The sequence below is a fragment of the Sphaerisporangium flaviroseum genome, assembly GCF_039537005.1.
GTDB lineage: Bacteria > Actinomycetota > Actinomycetes > Streptosporangiales > Streptosporangiaceae > Sphaerisporangium > Sphaerisporangium flaviroseum.
Map to the genome: position 1 here is coordinate 441276 of NZ_BAAAZR010000002.1, position 22493 is coordinate 463768.

At 71.1% G+C, this 22493-nt stretch carries 16 protein-coding genes; 6 read left to right on the top strand and 10 right to left on the bottom strand.

The window, feature by feature from the left end; all coding sequences use genetic code 11:
* Positions 1 to 5: 5 nt before the first annotated feature.
* From glyA to ABD810_RS08265, 3 genes are all read left to right on the top strand, one after another.
* Positions 6 to 1259 (top strand): serine hydroxymethyltransferase, encoded by a 1254-nt coding sequence (gene glyA, locus ABD810_RS08255; RefSeq protein ID WP_344936359.1) that lies wholly within the window; start codon positions 6 to 8, stop codon positions 1257 to 1259.
* 404 nt (positions 1260 to 1663) lie between these two features.
* On the top strand, positions 1664 to 2773 hold the full coding sequence (gene rsgA / locus ABD810_RS08260; protein WP_425566869.1) for a ribosome small subunit-dependent GTPase A: 1110 nt from the start codon (positions 1664 to 1666) through the stop codon (positions 2771 to 2773).
* A gap of 1521 nt (positions 2774 to 4294) precedes the next feature.
* Complete coding sequence (locus tag ABD810_RS08265; RefSeq protein WP_344936363.1) at positions 4295 to 4951, top strand: phosphoribosyltransferase; 657 nt, start codon at positions 4295 to 4297, stop codon at positions 4949 to 4951.
* A gap of 358 nt (positions 4952 to 5309) precedes the next feature.
* On the opposite strand, the gene ABD810_RS08270 is transcribed toward ABD810_RS08265, so the two are convergent.
* From ABD810_RS08270 to ABD810_RS08280, 3 genes are all read right to left on the bottom strand, one after another.
* On the bottom strand, positions 5310 to 5621 hold the full coding sequence (locus tag ABD810_RS08270) for a WhiB family transcriptional regulator (protein ID WP_093171423.1): 312 nt from the start codon (positions 5619 to 5621) through the stop codon (positions 5310 to 5312).
* A gap of 112 nt (positions 5622 to 5733) precedes the next feature.
* The gene (locus ABD810_RS08275; RefSeq protein ID WP_344936366.1) at positions 5734 to 6642 is read right to left on the bottom strand and encodes a sucrase ferredoxin; all 909 of its coding nucleotides are present in this window, start codon (positions 6640 to 6642) and stop codon (positions 5734 to 5736) included.
* Between the two features lie 176 nt (positions 6643 to 6818).
* A complete protein-coding gene (locus tag ABD810_RS08280) occupies positions 6819 to 8408 on the bottom strand; it encodes a glycerol-3-phosphate dehydrogenase/oxidase (protein WP_344936368.1) in 1590 nt (529 codons plus the stop codon).
* A gap of 97 nt (positions 8409 to 8505) precedes the next feature.
* On the opposite strand from ABD810_RS08280, the gene ABD810_RS08285 reads away from it, so the two are divergent.
* Both ABD810_RS08285 and ABD810_RS08290 read left to right on the top strand, forming a co-directional pair.
* Positions 8506 to 10098 carry an FAD-binding oxidoreductase gene (locus ABD810_RS08285; RefSeq protein ID WP_344937561.1) on the top strand — a complete coding sequence of 531 codons (1593 nt, stop codon included), beginning with the start codon at positions 8506 to 8508 and terminating at the stop codon, positions 10096 to 10098.
* An 81-nt stretch (positions 10099 to 10179) separates the two neighbouring features.
* Positions 10180 to 11784, top strand: a complete 1605-nt coding sequence (locus ABD810_RS08290; protein ID WP_344936370.1) for a metallophosphoesterase family protein — start codon at positions 10180 to 10182, stop codon at positions 11782 to 11784.
* Here ABD810_RS08290 and ABD810_RS08295 read toward each other — a convergent pair whose 3' ends face one another.
* From ABD810_RS08295 to ABD810_RS08310, 4 genes are all read right to left on the bottom strand, one after another.
* Positions 11785 to 14274, bottom strand: a complete 2490-nt coding sequence (locus ABD810_RS08295) for a protein kinase domain-containing protein (RefSeq protein ID WP_344936372.1) — start codon at positions 14272 to 14274, stop codon at positions 11785 to 11787. It lies immediately after the preceding gene.
* A 174-nt stretch (positions 14275 to 14448) separates the two neighbouring features.
* Positions 14449 to 15831 (bottom strand): YlbE family protein, encoded by a 1383-nt coding sequence (locus tag ABD810_RS08300; RefSeq protein ID WP_344936375.1) that lies wholly within the window; start codon positions 15829 to 15831, stop codon positions 14449 to 14451.
* A complete protein-coding gene (locus ABD810_RS08305) occupies positions 15828 to 17210 on the bottom strand; it encodes an AllF/FdrA family protein (RefSeq protein ID WP_344936377.1) in 1383 nt (460 codons plus the stop codon). Before ABD810_RS08305 ends, ABD810_RS08300 begins: the two co-directional genes overlap by 4 nt.
* Before the next feature lie 86 nt (positions 17211 to 17296).
* On the bottom strand, positions 17297 to 18193 hold the full coding sequence (locus ABD810_RS08310; RefSeq protein WP_344936379.1) for an oxamate carbamoyltransferase subunit AllH family protein: 897 nt from the start codon (positions 18191 to 18193) through the stop codon (positions 17297 to 17299).
* 155 nt (positions 18194 to 18348) lie between these two features.
* Between ABD810_RS08310 and ABD810_RS08315 the strand changes: the two genes are divergently transcribed.
* On the top strand, positions 18349 to 19914 hold the full coding sequence (locus tag ABD810_RS08315) for a PucR family transcriptional regulator (RefSeq protein ID WP_344936382.1): 1566 nt from the start codon (positions 18349 to 18351) through the stop codon (positions 19912 to 19914).
* Between the two features lie 176 nt (positions 19915 to 20090).
* Here ABD810_RS08315 and ABD810_RS08320 read toward each other — a convergent pair whose 3' ends face one another.
* The 3 genes from ABD810_RS08320 to ABD810_RS08330 form a co-directional block, all read right to left on the bottom strand.
* Positions 20091 to 20612, bottom strand: a complete 522-nt coding sequence (locus ABD810_RS08320; protein ID WP_344936384.1) for a DUF433 domain-containing protein — start codon at positions 20610 to 20612, stop codon at positions 20091 to 20093.
* Positions 20609 to 20890: a hypothetical protein gene (locus ABD810_RS08325; protein WP_344936386.1), complete on the bottom strand. Its 282-nt coding sequence runs from the start codon at positions 20888 to 20890 to the stop codon at positions 20609 to 20611. The genes ABD810_RS08320 and ABD810_RS08325 overlap by 4 nt, the downstream gene beginning before the upstream one ends.
* 275 nt (positions 20891 to 21165) lie before the next feature.
* Positions 21166 to 21711: a hypothetical protein gene (locus tag ABD810_RS08330; RefSeq protein WP_344936389.1), complete on the bottom strand. Its 546-nt coding sequence runs from the start codon at positions 21709 to 21711 to the stop codon at positions 21166 to 21168.
* Positions 21712 to 22493: the final 782 nt, after the last annotated feature.

A 22493-nucleotide genomic window follows, 5' to 3' on the forward strand; every position in this document is an offset into this window, starting at 1 on the left:
GAGCCATGAGTTCTCTTGCCGACGTCGATCCTGAGATCGCCGAGCTGATCAAGGCGGAGGAACGCCGCCAGACCGACACGGTCAAGCTGATCGCCTCGGAGAACTACGTATCCAGGGCCGTTCTCGAAGCCACCGGCAGCGTCCTGACGAACAAGTACTCCGAGGGCTACGCCGGTAAGCGGTACTACGAGGGCCAGCAGGTCATCGACCAGGTCGAGACCTTGGCCGTCGAGCGTGCCAAATCGCTGTTCGGGGTCGCCCACGCCAACGTCCAGCCCTATTCCGGCTCGCCTGCGAACCTCGCGATCTACATGGCGTTCCTGAACCCGGGCGACACGGTCATGGGCATGGGCCTGCCGTTCGGCGGCCACCTGACCCACGGATGGTCGGTCTCCGCCACCGGCAAGTGGTTCAACCCGGTCAGGTACGGGGTCCGCCAGGACACCGGCCGCATCGACATGGACGAGGTACGGTCGCTCGCGCTGGAGCACCGCCCCAAGCTCATCTTCTGCGGCGGCACCGCCATCCCGCGCACCATCGACTTCCCTGCCTTCGCCGAGGTGGCCCGCGAGGTCGGAGCCGTCCTCGCGGCCGACATCGCCCACATCGCCGGCCTGATCGCCGGTGGCGCCCACCCCTCGCCCGTGGGTCACGCCGACGTCATCTCCACCACCACGCACAAGACGCTGCGCGGCCCGCGCGGAGCCATGCTGATGGCCACCTCAGAGGAGCACGGCAAGGCACTGAACAAGGCCGTGTTCCCCGGTCTGCAGGGTGGCCCGCACAACCACACCACGGCCGCGATCGCCGTGGCGCTGCGCGAGGCGGCCACCGACGACTTCAAGACCTACGCCCGGCAGGTCGTGACCAACGCCAAGGCGCTGGCCGACGAGCTGTCGAGCCGCGGGTTCGACCTGGTCTCCGGTGGCACCGACAACCACCTCATCCTGATCGATCTGACGTCCAAGGGCGCGGCGGGCAAGCCGGCGGCACAGGCCCTCGACCGCGCCGGTCTTGAGACCAACTACAACACCGTGCCGTTCGACCCGCGCAAGCCGTTCGACCCGTCCGGCCTTCGCATCGGCACGCCGTCGGTGACCAGCCGCGGCATGGGAGAGGCCGAGATGCGGCAGATCGGCGCCTGGATGGACGAGGTGGTCACCGCCATCGCCAAGGGCGACGCCGAGGACGTCATCGCCCGCGTCCACGGAGAGGTCAGCGAACTGACCGCCAAGTTCCCGGCCCCCGGCCTGAGCTGAGCGCCGGGTTCCCGGCCCCCTGCCTGAGCGCCGAGTGCCTTCGGCCTGCGATCGTGGTGGCCTGAGCCGAGTGCTTTCGGCCTGAGCTGATCGCGGTGTCCTGAGCCGAGTGCCTTCGGCCTGAGGCGATCGTGGTGGCCTGAGTCGAGTGCCTTCGGCCTGAGGCGATCGTGGTGGCCTGAGGCGAGTGTCGTCAGCCTGAGGCGAGTGCCGGTCGTAAATGTGTTGCCCGCGAGAGCCGGGCCCGCGATAAAGTGGGTCCGGCTTCGCCGCTTCTGAGGGAGGCGGCCGTGACGACCGGGAGGTGAGGACAGCATGCGGGTCTTTCTGATGACCATGCCCATGTCCGTTTTCTCCCGGGTGCCGCTCACGCGCTGAAGCCGCAGGCGCCCGGTTCCTGAAGGGTGCCACAGTTGACCACTCTCGGTCATGATCTTTCATCTCTCGGCTGGAACGACTCTCTCGCAGCCGCTCTTCCGGGCGGTGCCGTCCCCGCCCGCGTGGCCCGCGTCGATCGCGGCGCCGCCGACGTCATCACTTCCGACGGTCACCACCTGGCCCAGTACGCCGCCCCGTTGCGGCGGGCGACGGTGGACGACCCGGTGGCCCTGCCGTGCGTGGGGGACTGGGCCGCCCTCACGAGGCTGCCGGAGGGCCGCTACGAGCTCGACGCGATCCTGCCCAGAAGGACCGCCTTCGTGCGAGGCGGGGTCGGCCGCGACTCCCGGGGCGGCCTGTCCGGCGACTCGCGGGGGCAGGTGCTGGCCGCCAACGTGGACGTGGTGTTCGTCGCCGAGCCCGCGTTGCACGGTTCCGACTTCGCCGACCTCGGCCGGGTGGAGCGGCTGCTCGCCCTGGCCTGGGAGAGCGGAGCCCGGCCGGTCGTGTTGATCACCAAGTCCGATCTCGTGGGGGAGCATCTCGCTGGCCTGCTCGACGACGTGGCCGCCGCGGCGCCGGGTGTGGACCTCCACGCCGTCTGCTCGGTCACGGGCGAGGGGGTCGAGGTGGTGCGGAACCATCTCGGCGGCTCGCGTACCGCGGTGATACTCGGGGCCTCGGGCGCCGGCAAGTCGACCCTGGTCAACGCGCTGGCGGGCGAGGAGGTGATGGAGACCCAGCAGGTGCGGGCGAGTGACGGCCGGGGCCGTCACACGACCGTGCACCGCGAGCTGATCCCGCTGTCCGGCGGCGGTCTGGTGATCGACACGCCGGGCATCAGGCGCGTGGGCCTGTACGAGATGAGCCGTGGCGTCGACCTGGTGTTCGCCGACATCGAGGAGCTGGCAGAGGAGTGCCGGTTCTCCGACTGCGCCCACGAGAGCGAGCCCGGCTGTGCGGTCCTGGAGGCCCTCGAGTCGGGAGAGCTGCCCGAACGCCGCCTGGAGAGCTGGCGCAAGCTCCAGCGCGAGGCGGCGTGGATGGCACGCCGCACCGACGCCCGGCTCCAGTCGGAGGAGACCCGCAAGTGGAAGGTCATCCACAAGTCCATGCGGGGCAGGGGCCGCCCCTGAAAGCGGCCACGGGGGCCATGCCTGGTAACGGGGGCCATGCCTGGCAATGGGGCCAGGGCCGGCCCTGGCAGGAGCGGGCGTGAGGGGCGTCTCTGGTACCCAGGGAGCCGGGAGGGGTGCCGCGGTCAGCGGCGGGACCGATCAGCAGGATCCGGCGAGATGACCCCGTGGAGTGGTTCGGCGAGAATGGGCCCCGGCTCGCCACCCTGGGTTGCCCGCCGTATCACGGCGCCGGATTCGCCGCCCCGCCTCCCGCCGCGTCGGCGCCGTTACACAGGGTCGGGGCGCCGGAGGTAATGTGCGCTCCCGGGGGGCCCATCGACTCGGTCTCGGCGGGCAGCAACCCGTGGAGAGTGGTTCGGCAAGATTGGGCCCCGGCTCGCCCTCCCACCCCGGGTTGCCCGCCGTAGCAGGGCGCCGGGTTCGCTGCCCCGTCTCCTGCCGCGTCGGCGCCGTAACACAGGGTCGGGGCGCCGGAGGTGATGTGCGCTCCCGGGTGGCCCGTCGACTCGGGTCTCGGCGGGCAGCAACCCGTGGAGAGTGGTTCGGCAAGATTGGGCCCCGGCTCGCCCTCCCACCCTGGGTTGTCCGCCGTATCACGGCGCCGGATTCGCCGCCCCGCCTCCCGCCGCGTCGGCGCCGGTTGAGAAGTCTCACCGGGCGCCGGTTGTGAGGTCTCGCCGGTGACGAGAGCTGCGGCCGCAGCCCATCGCGACCAGACACGATCGCGAGCACGGGACCTGAAAGCGGCCACTGGGCTGGATGTGGTGAGGTCGAGGGGACGGGCGCGGATCACCTCTGGTGCCCGGCTCCTGAATTGCGGCGCCGATGCGGCCGGGGGTGACGCGGTGAATCCGGCGCTGTGGTGCGGTGAGGAGTCTGGGGTGGGCGGGTGAGTCGGGGCCCATTCTTGCCGGCCGATCGTGGTGTTCATGTTCGCCGGATGGCCGGATGGCCGGGTGGCCGGATGGCCGGGTGGCCGGGTGGCCGGCGGTGCGGGCGTCGATCACCTTTGGTGCCCCCGATCGTGTGTTGGGGCGCCGGTGCGGCGGGGGGTGACGCGGTGAATCCGGCGCCGTGGTGCGGCGGGGAGTCTGGGGTGGGCGGGTGAGTCGGGGCCCATTCTTGCCGGCCGATCGTGGTGTTCATGCTCGTTGGTGGTCGGTTCGCGGGGGGTGCGGGCGTCGATCACCTCTGGTGCCCGGTTCCTGAATTGCGGTGCCGGTGTGGTGGGGGGTGGCGCGGTGAATCCGGTGCCGTGGTGCGGCGGGGAGTCTGGGGTGGGCGGGTGAGTCGGGGCCCATTCTTGCCGGCCGATCGTGGTGTTCATGCTCGCTGATGGTCGGTTCGCGGGGCGTGAGGCCGGTCCTGGCGGCCGGGACGAAGGTCGGTCCTGGGGCGGGGACGAAGGTCGGTCCTAAGGCGGGGGCGAGGGTCGGTCCTGGTGGCGGGCGAGGGGCGGGTGTGGTTGCCTCTCGCCCGCGGCGGCTTGGCTGCGGGGCGAAGGGGTACGTTGATGGCATGGGCGCTAGTCGGCGGGTGTCCCTGCCCTTCGCCGACAGGGCGGAGGCGGGCGCCCTGCTCGCCGAGATGCTGGCGGACATCGGTCTCGCCGACCCGGTGATCCTCGCGCTGCCGCGCGGGGGCGTGGCGGTGGCGGCGCCGGTCGCCGAGCGGCTGGACGCGCCACTCGACGTCCTCGTGACTCGCAAGATCGGGCATCCGGATCAGCCGGAGCTGGGACTGGGGGCGATCGCCGAGGGCGGGGAGCCGGTGTTCGACGTGGCGTTCCTGTCCCGGCTGAGGATCAGCGTGGAGGATGTGACGCCGGTCGTCGAGCAGGAGCGGCGCGAGCTCGCGAGAAGGGTGACCGCCTACCGGGGAGAGCGCGCGCTTCCCAGGCTGGCCGGGCGGGACGTCGTGGTGGTCGACGACGGGCTCGCGACGGGCGGGACGGCCCGTGCGGCGCTGCGCGCCATACGGGCGGCAAGGCCGCGCAGGCTGGTGCTGGCGGTGCCTGTGGGATCGTCAAGGACGGTCGCGGCACTCAGAGATGAGGCGGACGAGGTGGTCGTGATCGCCACCCCGTCCGGGTTCAGCGCCGTCGGCCAGTGGTACGTACGGTTCGACCAGTTGACCGACGCGGATGTCCTGCGCCTGCTCCGGCGCGGACGGTGACTCCCCGTCTGGGTCAGGGGGAACGGGGAGCGGAGGTGCTCCTGCCCTGCGCCTGCTCCGGCGCGGACGGTGACTCCCCGTCTGCGTCAGGGGGAACGGGGGGGCGGAGGTTCTCCCGTCCTGCGCCTGCTCTGGCGCGGGCGGTGACTCTCCGCCTGCAGGGGGAACGGATGTTCTCCGCCTGCTGCGGCAAAGGCGGTGAACGGGGGATTCGCCTGCGTAGGGGACTGGGGGAAGCGGTGGGCGCCGTCCGCGGCGGGACGGGCGCCCGCGTGATCATGCGGCAATTGCGGCCCTGGAGGCGTACAGGAGCGGAAAAGCCGCATGATCACGCTGGACAGAACATGCCGGTGGAGGTTCAGGCAGCACTGATGCCAGCGCTCGCGGCACGCCGCATGCGCCGACGGCGCTCGGACGCGCGCTCGTCCTCGTTCAGCCCGCCCCACGTGCCGTACTTCTCGGGACGCGAAAGGGCATAGTCGAGGCACTCCGCACGGACAGGGCACTGGGCGCAGATGGCCTTGGCCTTGCGCTCACGAATGTCGCGCTCCGGCTGACGCTCGCCGTCAGGACCGAAGAACAGCACAAGGTCCTCTCCCCGGCACGCGGCGTCATCCTGCCAACCCCAGCTGGGGCGCGGGCGGGCGATCTGCCGACGTACCTGAGACATGAGAAACCACCTTAGGTGAGAGGTATTTCGTGTTTGTGCCGCATAGGACGCTTATGGCGTCCCTGATTCCAACGCCGTGATAGTCCGTGGTGTTCCCGGCTCAGTCTGAGCCTCAGGTCAGCACGGGCGTGCCGCACCGGATTGGCTCCAGCGCCGCCAGCCTGTAGGTCATGATCGTGTCGGCGCATGCCGTACCGCACGGCGCGAACACCGTCCGCTCGACCACAACCCGGAACCGGACGTCCCCGTGGCGCACAACCGCCTCGGTGACGTCACCGTCCGACCTGGTGGATTCCACGGCCACTCCGCCTACCGAGAGCTCGCCCGTATGTGCCCGGACGAAATGCTCGGCGGCCTGCGATGGCTCAGGGATACCTGCGCGTCCCCGGAAACGGTCGAGAACGATCTCGCCGTGCCGGTACGCGTTTGCCGCCGCGATCGCGGCAGCCTGAGACATGCTGCCGTAGTAAAGCCCGTGTGGCAAGCACACAAGGTTAGCGGCGTACCGATCGCCGCCCACATGAGTGGTTTCCCACACTCTTCCCGGCAGGCTTTCACCTAAAACCCGCGCGATGGGAAGGCCGATGCGGGCACAACACGCGTTGCGCCTGGCATGTGTGCAGACCAGGAACACCGGCTCCTTCACCAGTATGCAGGACTCCGGAACCACTCCGCGCACGAGAGATCCCAGGTCAAGATCTCCGGGGTCGTCGAAGAAGCCCTCCGCCAGCCAGGGGACCTCCGCGGTGGTGTCCGCGACCAGGATCCTGAGCGGCCCCGCCGCCTCGTCGCGGCGCCCGGGCCGCCTGATGAGCTGGGGACGCACGCCGAGCTCGGTCGCGCGTTCGATCAGCGCGTGGACCTCGGCGGGCAGCGCGCATTCCGAGAGATGGGACGCCCACGGGCCGGTGTGCTCGACGAGCAGCCAGAAGCGGGCGCCGACCGTCGCGCTCGCCAGCGTCGGCACCTCGCCTGTGTGGCTACCGACGGGATGTCCGCATCCCCGTGCCCGCTCGCTCATCACGCAACCCTCCTCCCCGGTGGCTTAGGTAAGACTAACCTAACGGTTACGTTCGTGCGCGTGGGGGCGCAGGATTCAGGGGTGTCCATCAGTCATGGGCCTATGCGAATGGGGGCTGTGAGATACCTCACCCCCCCGATTACGCCAAGAGGGTTGCCCGGCGGCCGGCCGGAGGACTAGCGGGAGTGGTCGGCCAGGATCCGTTCCGCCGCGGGCAGGGCCGCGGCGCGGTCCTCGGGCACCAGGCCGATCCGAGTGCGCCGGTCGAGGAGGTCGCCCGCGTCCAGCGCGCCCTCGTGCCGCACCGCCCACGCCAGCTCGGCCAGGGTGACGCCCAGCGGCAGCGTCCCGGCCAGCTCCGGCTCCCGCTCCGCCAGTTCGTGCACGGCCGCGGCCTCAGAGCCGTACCGCTCCACCAGCCGGAAGGGGACCCGTCCCCTTCCGGAATCGCCACCCGCGCCCGCGTGCCCGCCGGAGCTCCGGGCCCGGTGGCCATCCGCGCCCACGAGCGGCAGTCGCGCCGTACGGGCGGCGGGCGCGTCCGGGAACGCCGTGTCGACGGCGTCCTCTGCCATCCTGCGGTAGGTGGTGAGCTTGCCGCCGACGATCGTCACGACGCCGTCAGGGGCCTTGACGACCGAGTGCCTGCGGGAGAGGTCGGAAGTGCGCCCCTCGCCGGTCAGCAGCGGTCTGAGGCCCGCGTAGGCCCCGGCCACGTCCGCGCGGGCCACCGGAACCTCCAGAACCGAGTTGAGCACCTCCAGGAGGAACGCCACATCGGTCTCCGGGACCTCGGGCACGTCGGGGATCGGGCCGTCCACCGGCTCGTCGGTGAGCCCTACGTAGACGCGGCCGTCAGGCTGGGGGAGGACCAGGACGAACCGGGTCCCCTCGCCTGGGATCGGCACATGCATGCTCGCGCGGAGCTCGCCGAGGGTGCCGGGGCGCAGGACCAGGTGGGTGCCCCTGGAAGGCCGCATGGACACCGAGGAGGTGAGCCGCCCCGCCCACACGCCGGTCGCGTTGATCACCTTGCGGGCGCGGATCGCGAACGTGTCCCCGTCCAGCTCGTCGCGGACCTCGGCTCCGTCACCGGAGATGCTCAAGGCCCGGCACCGCGTGAGCACCCGGGCCCCGTGAGCGGCGGCCGTCCTCGCGATCGCGACCACCAGCCGGGCGTCGTCGACCACCCGGCCGTCGAAGGACGCCAGCGCGCCCCGCAGGCCGTCCGGGCGCAGGGCGGGCACAAGGGCGCGGGCGCGGGAGGCCGTGACGCGGGACGGGCCGGGCAGCAGCCGCCGCGGGGTGCCCGCCGAGGCCCGCAGCAGGTCTCCGAGCCGGTAGCCCGCCATCACGACCCCCGCCTGGCTCCTTCCGACCTCCGGGGTCAGGGGCAGCAGGTACGGCTGGGCGCGGACCAGGTGCGGAGCGGTGCGGCACAGCAGCACGCCGCGCTCGACCGCGCTCTCCCTGGCCACCCCGATCTGGCCCTTCGCGAGGTAGCGCAGTCCTCCGTGGATCATCTTGGAGCTCCACCGCGAGGTGCCGAACGCGAGGTCGTGCGCGTCGATCGCCGCGACGGAAAGGCCCCGGGACGCCGCGTCGAGCGCCACCCCGGCCCCCGTGGCGCCCAGGCCGACGACGAGCACGTCCACGACGGTCTCGCGGACCTCGGCCAGCTCGCGGGCACGCCGCGCGGCGTTGAGAGAGGACCCTGCCGGCGGGCCGGACGAAGCGCCCGCGTACGGGCCGGGCGGGGAGTTCACGATCCGGGCACCTCTCAAGGGAGCGCCCGGACGGGACACCAAGGCCGGGCGTGTCACAGTGTAGAACGTGGAAACTCCCGACAGCTCGGTCGAACCGATGCTCTGGTCCGGCTGGGGCGACCCCGCCAAGGCCGCCGAACTACCCGAGCCCGTACGCAAGCTGCTGCGCGAGCTACTGGGCGTGCGCGAGCCCGCCGAGCCGGCCGCGAGCTTCGGCGAGGTCAGGCTGCACGCGGCGGCCCTGTCACCGCTGGTCCTCGCCGACCTGCGCAACGCCGTCGGCGCCGAGCACGTCCGGTTCGACGACGACGCCAGGATCCGCCACACGCGGGGCAAGTCCACTCCCGACCTGCTGCGCATGCGCGCCGGCGACGGATTCGAGGCCCCGGACGCGGTGCTGCTGCCGAGCTCGCACGACGAGGTGCTGGAAGTGCTCCGCATCTGCGCCCACCACCGGGTCGCGGTGGTGCCATTCGGCGGCGGCACCTCGGTCGTCGGCGGGCTGGTGGCCTCGCGCCAGGGATTCGCCGGTGTGATCGCCCTCGACCTGGCCCGGCTCAACCGGCTGGTCTCGGTGGACGCCGAGTCCATGGTCGCCGACCTGGAGCCCGGCCTGCGCGCCCCGCAGGCCGAGCAACTGCTCGCGGGGTACGGGCTGACGCTCGGCCACTTCCCCCAGTCCTACGAGTACGCCACCCTGGGCGGCTTCGCGGCGGCACGGTCGAGCGGCCAGGCGTCGGCGGGATACGGCCGCTTCGACGACATGGTGGTCGGCGTCACCGTGGCGACCCCGCGCGGCACGCTGGAGTTCGGCCGGGCGCCCAAATCCGCCGCCGGGCCGGACCTGCGCCAGCTCATCCTCGGTTCGGAGGGCGCCTTCGGCGTCATCACCTCCCTCCGGCTGCGGGTGCGCCGGGCGCCGGCGGAGAAGGTGTACGAAGGCTGGCGGTTCGCCTCGTTCAAGGCCGGTACGGCGGCGTTGCGCCGCGTTGCGCAGGAAGGGCCGCTGCCCACGGTGCTGCGCCTGTCCGACGAGGCCGAGACCATGGTCGGCCTGGCCAAGCCGGGGGAGATCGGCGGGTTCCAGGCCGACGCGGGCTGCCTCGCCATCGTCGGGTACGAGGGCGAGGACACCGACGTCACCTACCGGCGGGAGCGGACCGCCGAGACGCTCTCCGGGCTTGGCGGCATCTACCTCGGCCCCGAGCCGGGCGAGGCCTGGGCCCACGGCCGCTACAGCGCGCCGTACCTGCGGGACGCGCTGCTGTCCGCGGGGGCGACGGTGGAGACGCTGGAGACGGCGTGCTTCTGGTCGGGGATCCCCCGGCTCTACGACGCCGTGCGGCTCGTCCTCAGCGTGGCACTCGGGCCCGCGGACCCCTCGGCGGGCAGCGGCCCGCTGGTGATGTGCCACCTGTCGCACGTGTACGGCACGGGCGCGTCGCTGTACTTCACCGTGGTGACAGCGCAGAGCGACGATCCCCTCGGGCAGTGGGACATCGCCAAGCGGGCGGTCAACGAGGCCATCGGGCTCGCGGGGGGCACGATCTCGCACCATCACGGCGTCGGCAGGGACCACAGGACGGCCTACGCCGCCGAGATAGGCGAGCTGGGCGTCGAGATCCTGCGCGCGGTCAAGGACCGCCTCGACCCGGTCGGCATCCTCAACCCCGGCGTGCTGATCCCCTGACGTTCACCTTTCCGGCGCGTCTTGGAGTCCGGTTGGCCGATCGGGCGTGCGAGCCGCCAAGATCATGGCAAAGATAGGGTCATGGTCGATGTGGAACGGGCAGCCGCGCGCGGGAAGAGGGGCTCGTCCCGGGTCTCCGAAGAAGGAGCCGGATGGTCGTGCCAGGAGATCGGCACGTTCCAGGCGCTGCGTCCGAACGAGGACAGCTTCTCCTGGCTGACGCCGAAGACGCTGCTGCGGTCGCGCAACGAGATCCTGGCCCAGTTGTTCGGCGATCCCTCGAACGAGGTGCGCCGACGCTGGGTGGCGGCACGTACGGAGCAGGGCGTCGACCCTGATTTCCGCATAAAGCCCGATCTTGGCGCCGAGTACGGGTTTCTCGTCGTCGGCGACACCGGTGAGGGCGACGCCTCGCAGTACGCCGCGGTTCCCGGCCTGCTCGCCATCGGCTCGGGCACCGCCTTCGCGGTCGTCGCCAGCGACGTGATCTACCCGACCGGTTCCGGCAACGAGTACGACGACAAGTTCTTCCGTCCCTACAAGGACTATCCCGCCCCGATCTATGCCATCCCCGGCAACCACGACTGGTACGACGGGCTCGGCGGCTTCATGCGGGTCTTCTGCGACGCGCCCCCGCTCGCCGTGGAGCGCCGGGGGTTCTCGCTCTCGCCCGCCGGCCTGCGTGGCCTGTTCTGGAGGAAGCCGGAGGCCGTCGACGAGACCCGTCTCGCCGCGGCGCGGGCACGGCGCTCGCTCCCCGGGCAGCAGGCCGCGCAGCCCGCGCCGTACTGGGTGATCGACCTGCCCGGTCTGCTGCTCGTGGGCATCGACACCGGCATCAGCGGCACCATCGACCGCGACCAGGGGGCGTGGCTGCGGCGGGTCTCGGCCGACCCGCGCCCCAAGGTGCTGATCACCGGCAAGCCCATCTACGACCGCAACACCTACCACCCCTGCCCGATCGAGGACGGCGGCACCGTCGACGAGATCGTCAGGGACCCGGCGTACAACTACGTCGCCGCCGTCGGCGGGGACACCCACAACTACCAGCGCTACCCGGTGCAGGTGGGCGAACGGATCATCCAGTACATCGTTTCCGGGGGCGGCGGGGCGTTCATGCACGCCACCCACACGATCCCGCGCGTGGACGTGGGAGGCGTGCGCGAGGACGACTTCAAGTGCTACCCGCTTCGGGGTGACTCGCTGTCGTTCTACAGCAACCTCTACCGGCAACGGCTCCGCATGCCCTGGCTCTACCTCACCCCCGACGAGGGCCTGGTGCTGATGTCCAGGCACATCGGCAACACCCCGCCGCGTCCCGTCGGGACGGGGGACGACACGGACGGCGCGGCGGGAACGGACGGCTCCCCAGGCTCCCCGCCCATCGAGGCGGGAAAGCCGGTGAAGATCACGATGCGGATGAAGTGGGCGGCCCGCATCCTCGGCGGCTGGCCCATGCCCTTCCGCCTGCCGGTGGGGCGCACCTTCCACCGGTGGTTCTCCGAGCTGTCCGACTGGGACACCCCGCCGTTCTTCAAGAGCTTCCTGCATTTCTCCGTGCAGGACGGCGTGCTGCGCATCCGCTGCTTCGCCGCCACGGGCTGCCTGCCCCAGGAGATCGATCCCCCGATGGAGGACGAGGTCGCGATCCCCATCGGCTCGCCGCCCGCGCCGGCGGGCGGCTGATCAGGAAGCGGGCTTGAAGCTGCTCCACAGGACGGCCATCGTCTGGCGGTTGTCCTCCTGGTCCCACTCGGCGTCGGGGGCGGTGAAGGTGACCTCGTAGGCGGTGTCGCCGTCGATGGTGATGTGCCAGGTGACGGCGTGCGTGGTCACGTTGGTCAGGGCGGTGTAGGTGTACTCCCAGACGCTCGACTCCCACTTGCCGTCCCCGAAGGGCGAGGACTCCAGCCGGCTCTGCGCGTAGTCGGTCAGGGTCGCCTCGTCCTTGGCCTTGGTGAGCGCGGCGAGGCCGTCGTCCCCGGTCGAGGGCACCTTCTTGACCTGGATCCGGCGTCCTGAGCTCTTCGGGCCAAGGTAGGTGACCGCCTCGTTGGAGGTCGACACCGTCCAGTCCTTGGGCACCGCGACGGACGCGCCGGCGCCGGTGTGCGTCCGGAAGCTCGCCGGGATCTTGGCCGGCGTTGCCTGGTCGTCCGGGGCGGCCAGCGCCGACGGCTGCTCACCAGGGTCGCCGGGGTCGTCCAGGGCGGCGGGGGCGCTGGTGGCGACGAGCGGGGTCGCGAGGTCCTGCGGCGGCTCGGCGCCGCCGGGCCACAGCACGAACAGCAGGGCGGCCACCACGCCTACGACGCCGACACCGGCCAGGATGAGCATGACGGGAGAACGGCCCTCACGGGAGTCGTCGTCGTCCTCGACCTCCTGCAACCGGCGACGGCGGATGCGGGCGTCGAGCTCGGCCACGCGTTCCCTCTGGGAGTCGCTTCTGGCGGCCGGGCCGCCGAAAGGATCACCGGAGAGGTCCTTGGCGAGCTTGTCGGCAAGGTTGGACGAGGACCCCGCCGGCCACACGCGGGCTCCGGGCGCCCCCGCCACCAGCGAGTCACGTGAATCGGCGGGGCCGCCGCTTCGCGGGTCGTAGGGGTTCGGCCGGGGTCCGGCCGGCTCGCTGAGAGCGTCATAGGGATTCGGGATCGGTCCCGAAGGGCTGCGCAGCGCGTCGTAGGGGTTGACCGGCATCGACTGCGGCCCCGAGGGGCCGCGCAGCGCGTCGTAGGGATCGGCCGGTTGACCGCCGGACGCGGAACGCAACGCGTCATATGGGCGCTGCTCGGCACCCGACGGGCTCCTGAGCGCGTCATAAGGGTTCGGGAGGGGCCCTGAAGGGCTGCGCAGCGTGTCGTAGGGGTTGACCGGCATGGGCTGCGGCCCCGAGGGGCTGCGCAACGCGTCGTACGGGCTCGGCCGGGAGCCTGCCGGGCCGTTCGGCCCCTCGAAGGAGTCGCGCTGCCCCGGGTTGCGTTCGAAGGAACCGCGCTGCGGGCCGGAGGATCCGTCCAGGGCGTCATATCCGGATGGGGCCCCGTACGGGGTCCCCTGCGAGCCCGTCTGGGACTCGCCGCCGCGGGCGCGGAACGGATCGGGGCGGCCACCGTCGGCCGCCTCGAAGTGGTCGGGGGAGTTGGGGTCGAATGGAACGCGTACCGGTCCCGAGGGGGTCTCGATGATGCGCGAGGGCATCGGCCCCGAGGGCGGGTCGAGCGGAGGGAGCATATGCACCGGGGTCGAGTCGGCCTGCGTGGGCAGGGGTGTAGAGAGGGGCCGGTCGCCGCCCTTGAGGGGGAGTCCGGATCCGTGCGTGCGCAGCACCCGTTCGAGAAGGTCGGCGGCCTGGGCGGCCGGCATCCGGTCGGCGGGGTTCTTGCGCAGCAGGCCTTCGATGACAGGAAGCAACGCGCCCGCCCGCTGCGGGCGGTTGGGCTCCTGGGTCAGCACCGCGCCGAGCACCGCGACCGCGTCCGGCCCCTCGTAGGGCGGGCGGCCCTCGACGGCGGCGTAGATCGTCGCACCGAACGACCACAGGTCCGCGGCGTGGGTGATCGGCCGGCCCTGCAGCCGCTCCGGCGGGATGTACGCGGGCGAGCCCATGAGCAGCCCGGTCTGGGTGATGGTCACATCACCCTCGATCGCGGCGATGCCGAAGTCGGTGAGCACCACTCGGTCGGCGGTGAGAAGCACGTTGCCGGGCTTGACGTCCCGGTGGAGGATGCCCGCGGCGTGGGCGTGCCGGAGCGCGTCGAGCACCCGGACCCCGATCTCGGCGGCCTGCACGACGGGCAGCGGGCCGCTCTGCCGTACGGCCTGCTCCAGCGACCACGCGCGGACCAGTTCCATGACGATCCAGGGACGGCCGTCCTCCTCCACGACGTCGTGGACGGTGACGATGCCGGGGTGGCTCAGCCGAGCGGCGGACCTGGCCTCGCGCAGCATGCGACGGTGGGCGACCTGCTTGCCCGCGTGATCGAGCCCGAAGGGCAGGATCAGTTCCTTGACGGCGACGTCGCGGTCGAGCAGCACGTCGTGGGCGTGCCAGACCATTCCCATGCCGCCGCGGCCGACCGGTGACAGCAGGCGGTACCTGCGGCCCACCAGCCGCCCCTGACCCTCTGGTGCGACCCCGGCATCGCCCAGGGGGCTCTTACTACCCTCGGTCATGGAGGGCGCCCTCCCGAGCGCGCGATCGGTCGTCATACCGCGGTCCCCAATTCACGCTCGTCCGCGTCATATCCCCATTTACGGATCATGTATAGATCGTGTGCGTCGTCTGGACTGTGAGACTGGCCACTGATATTAGGGTCAAAGTTGGGTCAAAGGGAATTCGGTCTTCCTTTACGTTGCGGCCAGCGCGGCCAGCGCCGCGGTGAACGCTTCGGCGGGCGGGCTCACCAGACCCGCGCCGACCTGCCCGGTTCCGGCCACGCGGCCCGCGATGCCGGTGTTGACGACCGGAAGCTGCCCCGTCCTCGCGATCAGGACGAGGTCGATGCCCGTCGGCGTCCCCCGGAAGCCGAGCCCGGGGATCTGATACGCCGGGTGCTCGGCCAGCGTGATCTCGTACATCGACCGGGTCGCGGCGATCGCGTCGGACACGTCCCCGCCGACGAACCGCACGATCGCGGGGGCGGCGGCCATGGCGAATCCGCCCAGGCCGGAGGTCTCGGTGATGGTGGAGTCGCCGATGTCGGGATTGGCGTCGTCCGGCCCGTAGGCCCCCAGATAGAGACCGTCGGGCACCCCCGCCGGTCCGGTGAACCATCGGTTGCCGAGCCCCGACACCTGGATCCCGAAATCGGTCCCGTTCCGCGCCATGGCGACCACGAGAGAGGATCCGGGGACGTCGCGGGCGGCGTCGGCGCTGACCTTTCCCGCCGCCATTCCGGCGTTGAGGAAGAAATGGTCATTGCCGTTGACAAAGCGCAGAACAGCGGCCGCTTGCTGCGGTGACGCGTCGACGATCGCGGGAGCGAGCTCGCGGACGAGGAGGGATGTGGCGGCGCGGTTACGGTTATGTAGCTCATCGCCCATCTGCAGGGCCTGGGCGATCAGCGACCGCAGGTCGATCGGGCCGCTCACGGCCAGGGCCGCCGCCAGCACGGGCCCGAGCACCTCGCCCATCCAGTGCAGCCGCTCGACCACCTCCGGCCCGTAGGCGCCGTACCGCAGCACCTTGCCCAGGCCCTCGTTCAGCGAGCAGTACGCCGTGCGGCCGTGCTCGTCGTCGACGACCTCCAGCATCCACATCGACGGGCTCACCACCCCGGCCATCGGCCCGACGGTGCGGTGGTGGTGGCAGGAGTCGAGCTTCACGCTTCCGGAGACCAGCAGGCGCTCGGCCTCCTCGGCGTCCGCGGCCAGGCCCTCGAAGATCGCGGCGCCGATCAGGGCCCCCCGCATGGGGCCCGAGGCGCGCTCCCAGTCGATGGGCGGACCGGCGTGGAAGAACGTGCGCGGAGGCAGGTCGAGCACCTCCCGTGCGGGACGCACACCGACGAGTCGCGGGCGGGCGGACAGCAGGCGGCCGACGGCCACCTCGTTCGCGCGCTCACGCCGGGGGTCGGCCAGCACCTTGGCCAGGGCCGCGGAGGTCCCCGGCAGCGGGGGACGCCAGTCGACCCCGAGGCGCGGCACGGCCTGCTGGTCGAGCGCCTCGGCGATCACGGCGGCGCCGGCACTGATCACGCGGGGCTCGCCGTCGAGCATCGACAACCTCATTGGACCCTCCCGGTCAGGCTCGCGGCGTGCCGGGCGGCGGCCGCGTTGGAGGTGAACACCGACGCTCCCGCCGCGACCAGGTCGTCCGCCTGGCGGCGCAGGTCCTGCGGGTCGGACTCGGTGCCGACCAGGGCCACCACCACGGCCGTCCCGCGCGCGCGCGCCTCGCGGATCGCGGGCGCCAGCCGGCCGGCGGGGTCGGGCTCCGCGGCGTGGCCGAGCACCACGTCGAGCAGCACGACGCCCGAGGCGTGCCCGAGCGCCTCCAGGCGCAGGGTGGGATCGATCATCGGGTGGGCGCGGCCCCGGGTGTAGTCGTCGTCGCCGAAGTCGGTGAACGCGCCGGTCCCCGCGATGATCCGCGCCTCCGTGCACAGCGTGCCGCCGGAGTACAGCCCGGACAGCTCACCGGAACGCGGCTCCTGCGGGACGGTCCAGCAGGCCCACTGCGGGACCGGCACATCGAGGGCGCACAGTGCCTTCTCGGTGGCCGCGGTCAGGTCGTCCTGCCCAGGACCGAGCAGGGCCGTGACGACCGGAGTGGAGAGGCCCTCGACGGCCCGGCGCACGGTGTCGGCGACCTCGGGGGCCGGGGGCTTGGAGATCAGGACGATGAGCTCGGTCGCGGGGTCGTCGTCGAGGGCCGAAAGGGCCATGAGGGTGGAACGACCCCCCACGGCCGCCGACAGATCTCTGCCGCCGACGCCGAGAACGTGGCTCACCCCCACCCCCGCGTGGTCGAGCAGGCTGGTGACCTGCTGGGCGCCGGTGCCGGAGGCCGCCACCACGCCCACGGGCCCGGGGCGGAGCACGTTGGCGAAACCCAGCCCCACGCCGCCGACGACGGCCGTGCCGCAGTCGGGACCCATGACCAGCACGCCGCGCTCCCTGGCGCGCTCCTTGAGCAGGACCTCCTGCTCGACGGGCACGTTGTCACTGAAGATCATCACAGACAGGCCGGCGTCGATGGCGTCCATCGCCTCGGCGAAGGCGTGCTCACCGGGCACCGAGACCAGCGCGAGCGAGGCCTCCCACGCTCTGGCGGCGGATCTGATGGTGCGCGGCGCCGTCTCGGCCCGCGCCCCGCCGGACGGCCCGCCCCTCGCCAGCGCGGCGAACTGCCGGTCGAGCTCCTGCGCCGCGTCCGCCAGCGCCGCCTCGGATCCGGCCCGGAGGGCGACGAGCAGGTCGGTCGGGCCGGCGGCCGGGATCTCGAATCCGACCTCACGGGCCAGGCCCAGGTTCAGCTCGGTCGCCATGGCCACCACGGCGACGGTGACGCCCGGGCGGGAGCTCAGCGCCTGGCTGATCCGCATCAAGCTCACCGAGTCGTGATAGAGCCCGGCGCGTACCTCCACCAGATCGGTGCTCGTGGTCAACGGTCGCTCACCGCCCCTCGCATGAAGTCGCTCATCTGTCGATCATCGCTCGCCGCACCGTGTGCGGGGAGCTTTCAGCCGATGGCTCACCGGCCAGGTACCGGACTCCCGCCGAGACGGGCGACCGCGGCCAAGCCGGTCCGCAGACCCCAGGCCAGGTCGGCGCCGGAGGTGTGGCCGAGCCGGAGCAGGCCGCGCACGGCCGGTCCTAGCGGATGGTGACCGGCGATCCCGCGCAGCACGGCGAGCGCCTCCGCGCACGCCTGGCCCTGGGCCGCGCAGTGGAGCAGGGTCGCCGAGATCGGGGTGGTGCGCGTGCGGGCGTCGAACGCCACGGTCGCCGCCAGCCAGTCGGCCATCCACACGGCCTTGCCCACGCCCGCCGCGCGGCCGAACTGGCGTAGGGCGACCATCACGCCCGCCAGCATGTCGTCGCCGCTGGGCGTCAGGCCTGGGCCGAGGCCCATGAGCTGTTCGGCGGCGGTGATGGCCGAGGTCAACGAGCCCTCGGCGCACCCTGAGGCGAGAAGTGCCCCGGCGCCATCGGGATCGAGCCCCGGCCTGCGGGCGGAGTCATCGCAGATCTGGGCGAACCTCGGCAGCATCTGCGCCAGCCGGTCCACGCCGAGCGGGCCGAGCGCGGGGGCGGGGTCCCACCAGCGGCGGACGCGCACGGTGACGCGGCCGATCTCGATGCATCCGTCGCCCACGGCGGCCTCGTCGCCCGCCGAGGTGGCGGGCAGCGGATCGCCGAGCACGACGGCGTTGGGGAGCCGCGTCGCCTCGCCGGTGACGACGGCCACGACGAACGGCTCCACGTCGGTGCGGATCTCCAGATAGACGCCCAGCGGGAACACCGCGAGCACCCTCGCGGGCCGGCGCGGAGATTCGAGCGCCGGGCGAAGAGCGGTGCTCGCCGCGCCGGACGCCTTTCCCTGTGCCGGCTCACGATGTCGGATCCGTGTACGCGTCCCCAGTGTCACTCGGCCTCCCCGCGAGTCTGGGGAGACCGTAGAACGGTCCTGGAGAGCACCGTACGGAGAAAGCTGACAACACTTCTGCGGTGAGTTGGCTCTTGTTGACAGATGCCCTGTTCCGTCAGAATCTCTGAAACGGCGTTCCACCCTGGAGCATGACCATGCCAGCAGACCCAGCACCCCCGGCGATGCGTTTGGCCTCCACGGGCACCATCATTCACGGCGTGTCCGTGGGGGAGGTGCTCGGCGTCTCCACACTGGCCGGAGCCCGCCTGATCGGCGGCAGGGCCGGTCTCGATCGCATCGTCCAGCGGCTCAACGTCATGGAGGTGCCGGACATCCTCCCGTGGGTCAAACCCCACGAGCTGCTGCTGACGACCGGCTACCCCCTGCGCAACACCCCGCAGTCGCTCGGCACGCTGGTCACCGACCTCGACGAGCGCGGTCTGGCGGCCCTCGGCATCAAGCTCGGCAGGTACGTCGACGAGCTTCCCGCCGAGATGGTGGAGCAGGCCGACCGCCTCGGGTTCCCCCTCATCCTGCTGCCCAACGACGTCGGCTTCGACGACATCCTCAACCAGGTGCTCACCGACATCCTCAACCGGCAGGCGGCGATGCTCGCCCGGGCCGAGGAGGCCCACCGCGCGCTCGTGCAGATCGTGCTGGCCGGCGGCGGGCTGCGCGAGGTCGTCGCCGAGGTTGCCGGGCTGCTCGACATGGCCGTCGCCGTGGTCGACCCCGCCGGTCACGTCCTTGAGTCGGCGGGGGACGCCATCGCGCTGCGGGCCGCCCCCGCGATGTCGAGCGGCGACTACACGGTCGTCCCCGTCGTCGCGGGCGGCCACCACCACGGCCGCATCGTCGCCCACAGCCCCGCCGGAGCCGTCCGGGACGGCGATATCGGCATTCTGGAACGTGCCGCTACGGTGGCGGCCCTGGTGGTGACCCGGCAGGAGGCGGTCGCCGCCGTCGAGAGCAAGTACCGCGCCGACTTCCTGCGCGACGTGCTCACCGGCCGGGGCGGGGCCAGGGTCGCCACGCGCGCCCGCGCCTTCGGCTGGGATCTCGAACGGCCCGTCGGCGTGCTCGTCGCCGAGATCGACCCCGAGTGGGACATCGCTCCCGACCGGCTGCTGACCGCGTGGGTGGCCGCGCTGCGGCGGCACGACCCGCGCGGCGCCGTGGCCGGGTTCTCCCACGAAGTGGTGGCCATCGTCGGATCGGGCGTCGACATGGCCCGCCTGGCCAAGGACGCCGTGTCGGCCTTCGCCGACTGCCAGCCCGCGACCTTCTCCACGGGCATGAGCAGGGTCGCCCAGGGGGCCGAGCTCCTGCCCGACGCGTACGGCCAGGCGCTGAAGGCGGCCCGGGTCGGGCGCCAGCTCCACGGGCCAGGCGCGGTCGCCCACTTCGACCAGCTCGGCGTCTACCGGCTCCTGTCGCTGGTGAACGACACCGCCGAGCTGCACTCGTTCGTGAAGGAGACGCTCGGCCCGCTGGCACTGGACGAGGACGCCGAGAACGCCGACCTGCGCCGCACCCTGCAGGTGCTGCTGGAGACCAACCTCAACGTGGCCGAGACCGCCCGCCGCCTGCACTTCCACTACAACACCCTGCGCTACCGCATCGGCAAGCTCGAACGCATGCTCGGCAACTTCACCGAGGACGCCCACCTCCGCCTCAACCTCACACTGGCCCTTCATGTGCTTCGCATGCGAGGCATCTGAGCGACACCACGCACCGCCCTCCTGGATCACGCAGGAGACATCGTCCACGACTTTCGATGACGTTGCCCGTCGTCGCCGCAAAAGGTCACATCCCGGCGGGCGCGTATAAGGACATGGGCCAGACCAAGTGTGTCGGCGTCGATGTACCAGCGAGGTTTGACCGGCTTCATGGCACCTCAGGCCGCATCCGCACCCCACTCGTAGACCAGAGCCGCCTTGACGGAGGAGACCGGGAGGCCGAACTCCTCGGCGATCTCTTCCACGGGGACCTGAGCGTCCACGAGCTCGGCGAGAACCTCTGTGCGTACGCCCTGTACGGTCGCGGCACCCGATGACAGCATCGGGTCTATGACGACCGGGGAGTGACGTCCCAAGGGGTGGATGCGTTGTGCTTCCTGATCGCCGCTCTCGCTGAAGTCGACTCGGTCGAGGAAGTCGATCACCCGGTGGTCCAGCACGAATTGGTTGTCGCTCACCTGGTACACCATGCGCAGCCCTGCCGGGATGTCGAGCTGATCCTGAATCTCCAGCAGGAAGCGGCGACGGCTGTCCACGAACGGCTTGAAGTGCGCCAGAGGATAGGGCACGCCGAACTCACGACGCAGGTCGGCGATCAGGGGGCGCAACCTCTGCATCGATACGTTGCGCTGACGATACGCCCGGAGGTAGCTGGCCTCCACGATCTCGCCCCACGTCACCTCATGGCTCCCGGTCGGCTCCTCTCTGAGAAAACGTGGGGGATGGCGGAGCGGGGGTCGACGCCGGCGAAGGCCAGGCCGATGACGAAACCGGCGGTCTCTTCGAGTTGGCGGGCCCGCTCCAGCGAACCCAGTACGGCAGGCACCCCGCCGACCTGGCGTACCAGCTCGCCGACCACGCGCAGGGCCGCCGGGTCGTCGCCGCACATCGCCACCGTCACCGGGGTGGTGTCGCGACCGGGACCCTCGGCCCACGCGGTGGGATCGACGATGGGCATGTCTCGTCGCGGAAATGGGCCTCGCTTCGCCTCCGAGGTCCGTAGAGGACAGGGAACGGTCATGACCGACGCCTGAGAGCGGCGGAGGGGTGCAGAGGGTGCCTGGCGCGGTGAGGTGAGGATGATCTCCACGGTGAAGTCATCTGGCCGAACAGCCGAGAACCGGGTCACGTCCACGGGTGTGGTGTAAGAGCTTCCGATTCTTCAGCCCATGCACCGAACACGATGGCGGACTGCCAGGCAGGCCCTCCTCCGCACACGAAGATGGTAGGGCTCTACCTGTCCTGTGAGGGTCCCGGCCAGTACGGGACCGCCTGCTGGGCAGCGGCCACGATGGCTGCGCCGTCGAGTTCGACGATGCTCAGCTCGATCCCGCCGACGGGCCACTCCACAGCGAGTTCGAACCTCTCCCGGGGGGGCGATGGCCACAGCCATAGCCCCCAGGTCGTGACACCTGCGTCGTCGTCACCGCTTCGCAGGGACATGCCGGGGAGCAACAGCGACAGTTGCGGGCCCGGTGGCGGATCCTGCGGGAGTTGTGTTCTGTCCAAACGTTGTCCAACGGTGGTGGCCTTGGCGCCGTCGGCGAAGCGCACGCCGAAGCGCAGCAGCTGGTCCGGTAACGGCTGATCGGCCTTCACCCCGGTGATCATGTGAGGGAACACAGACAGCTCGAGGGCCTGGAAGTCGTCGGGGGACAGTGTCTGCCGTCGCATGACGATGTCCACGTTGATCAGGCAGCCGATGCTGAATGCCTGGATCGTCGGCACGGTGATGGCGACGTTCGGGGTGCGGGCCAGTATCAGTCCGCTGACCATCACCGCGCCCATCTCGTCCGCCGGGGGAGCGGACCAGGTCGGCCGTCCAGGTTTGGGTGCGCGAGTCGCTTCTTCCTGAGCTGGCGGGGGTTCGAAGAACACATTTCAATCCTACGGAAACCCTGCGGACTGCGTGATGTGCGGATCATGGTTAGTTGTCTGGAGATAGGATTGTGAAGCCGCTGCCGTCGTCAGGAGACCATGTCACTCCGTTGCGATGACCTCGTTGACGGCGGTGCGGGTGGCGGCCTCATCGACGATGGTCTTGTCAGCGGTGAAGGTGGGCCGTAGCCTTCTCAACGGACGTCGTCACGTTCGCCACCCATCCCGGAACGCCCTCAACCCAACTCGTGCGCGCGGTCGGACGCAGCGTCCGCGCCGTATCGAACTCACCACAATTGACAGCCTGTCTCGTCGGAAATGGCCTCGCTTCGCTCGGGCTGTGTTCTCAGAGCTTCGCCCGCCTCCGAGGTGCCAATGTGATCACCTTTGCTCGATCGAGTTTCAGGGGTCGCCCGCCTCCAGTCGCGCGTTCGACCGGCTGCTCCGCGAAACCGACGGCTGACATCACACAGCATCGGCCGTGGTGACGCCCAGAGACCGGAGTTCCTCGTCCAGGTTGCGGACGTGCTTGTCGCCCGCCCATGGCTGGAGGCGCGCGCGGGCCTGTCGGACGGAGTCCCCGAATTGGCGGGAGGTGTGGCCCACCATGATCTGTGCAACCGCGCGGATCCGCTCTGTGGCGGCTGGTATCTCTCGCTTCTGCGTCAGCGCCCCGGCGTAGT

What these genes read in the sequence shown, in the direction of transcription:
- glyA (WP_344936359.1), top strand. Translation starts at nt 6, where the DNA reads ATGAGTTCTCTTGCCGACGTCGATCCTGAGATCGCCGAGCTGATCAAG.
- ABD810_RS08265 (WP_344936363.1), top strand. Translation starts at nt 4,295, where the DNA reads ATGGGCGCTAGTCGGCGGGTGTCCCTGCCCTTCGCCGACAGGGCGGAG.
- ABD810_RS08270 (WP_093171423.1), bottom strand. Translation starts at nt 5,621, where the DNA reads ATGTCTCAGGTACGTCGGCAGATCGCCCGCCCGCGCCCCAGCTGGGGT.
- ABD810_RS08275 (WP_344936366.1), bottom strand. Translation starts at nt 6,642, where the DNA reads ATGAGCGAGCGGGCACGGGGATGCGGACATCCCGTCGGTAGCCACACA.
- ABD810_RS08285 (WP_344937561.1), top strand. Translation starts at nt 8,506, where the DNA reads ATGCTCTGGTCCGGCTGGGGCGACCCCGCCAAGGCCGCCGAACTACCC.
- ABD810_RS08290 (WP_344936370.1), top strand. Translation starts at nt 10,180, where the DNA reads ATGGTCGATGTGGAACGGGCAGCCGCGCGCGGGAAGAGGGGCTCGTCC.
- ABD810_RS08295 (WP_344936372.1), bottom strand. Translation starts at nt 14,274, where the DNA reads ATGACCGAGGGTAGTAAGAGCCCCCTGGGCGATGCCGGGGTCGCACCA.
- ABD810_RS08300 (WP_344936375.1), bottom strand. Translation starts at nt 15,831, where the DNA reads ATGAGGTTGTCGATGCTCGACGGCGAGCCCCGCGTGATCAGTGCCGGC.
- ABD810_RS08315 (WP_344936382.1), top strand. Translation starts at nt 18,349, where the DNA reads ATGCCAGCAGACCCAGCACCCCCGGCGATGCGTTTGGCCTCCACGGGC.
- ABD810_RS08325 (WP_344936386.1), bottom strand. Translation starts at nt 20,890, where the DNA reads ATGCCCATCGTCGATCCCACCGCGTGGGCCGAGGGTCCCGGTCGCGAC.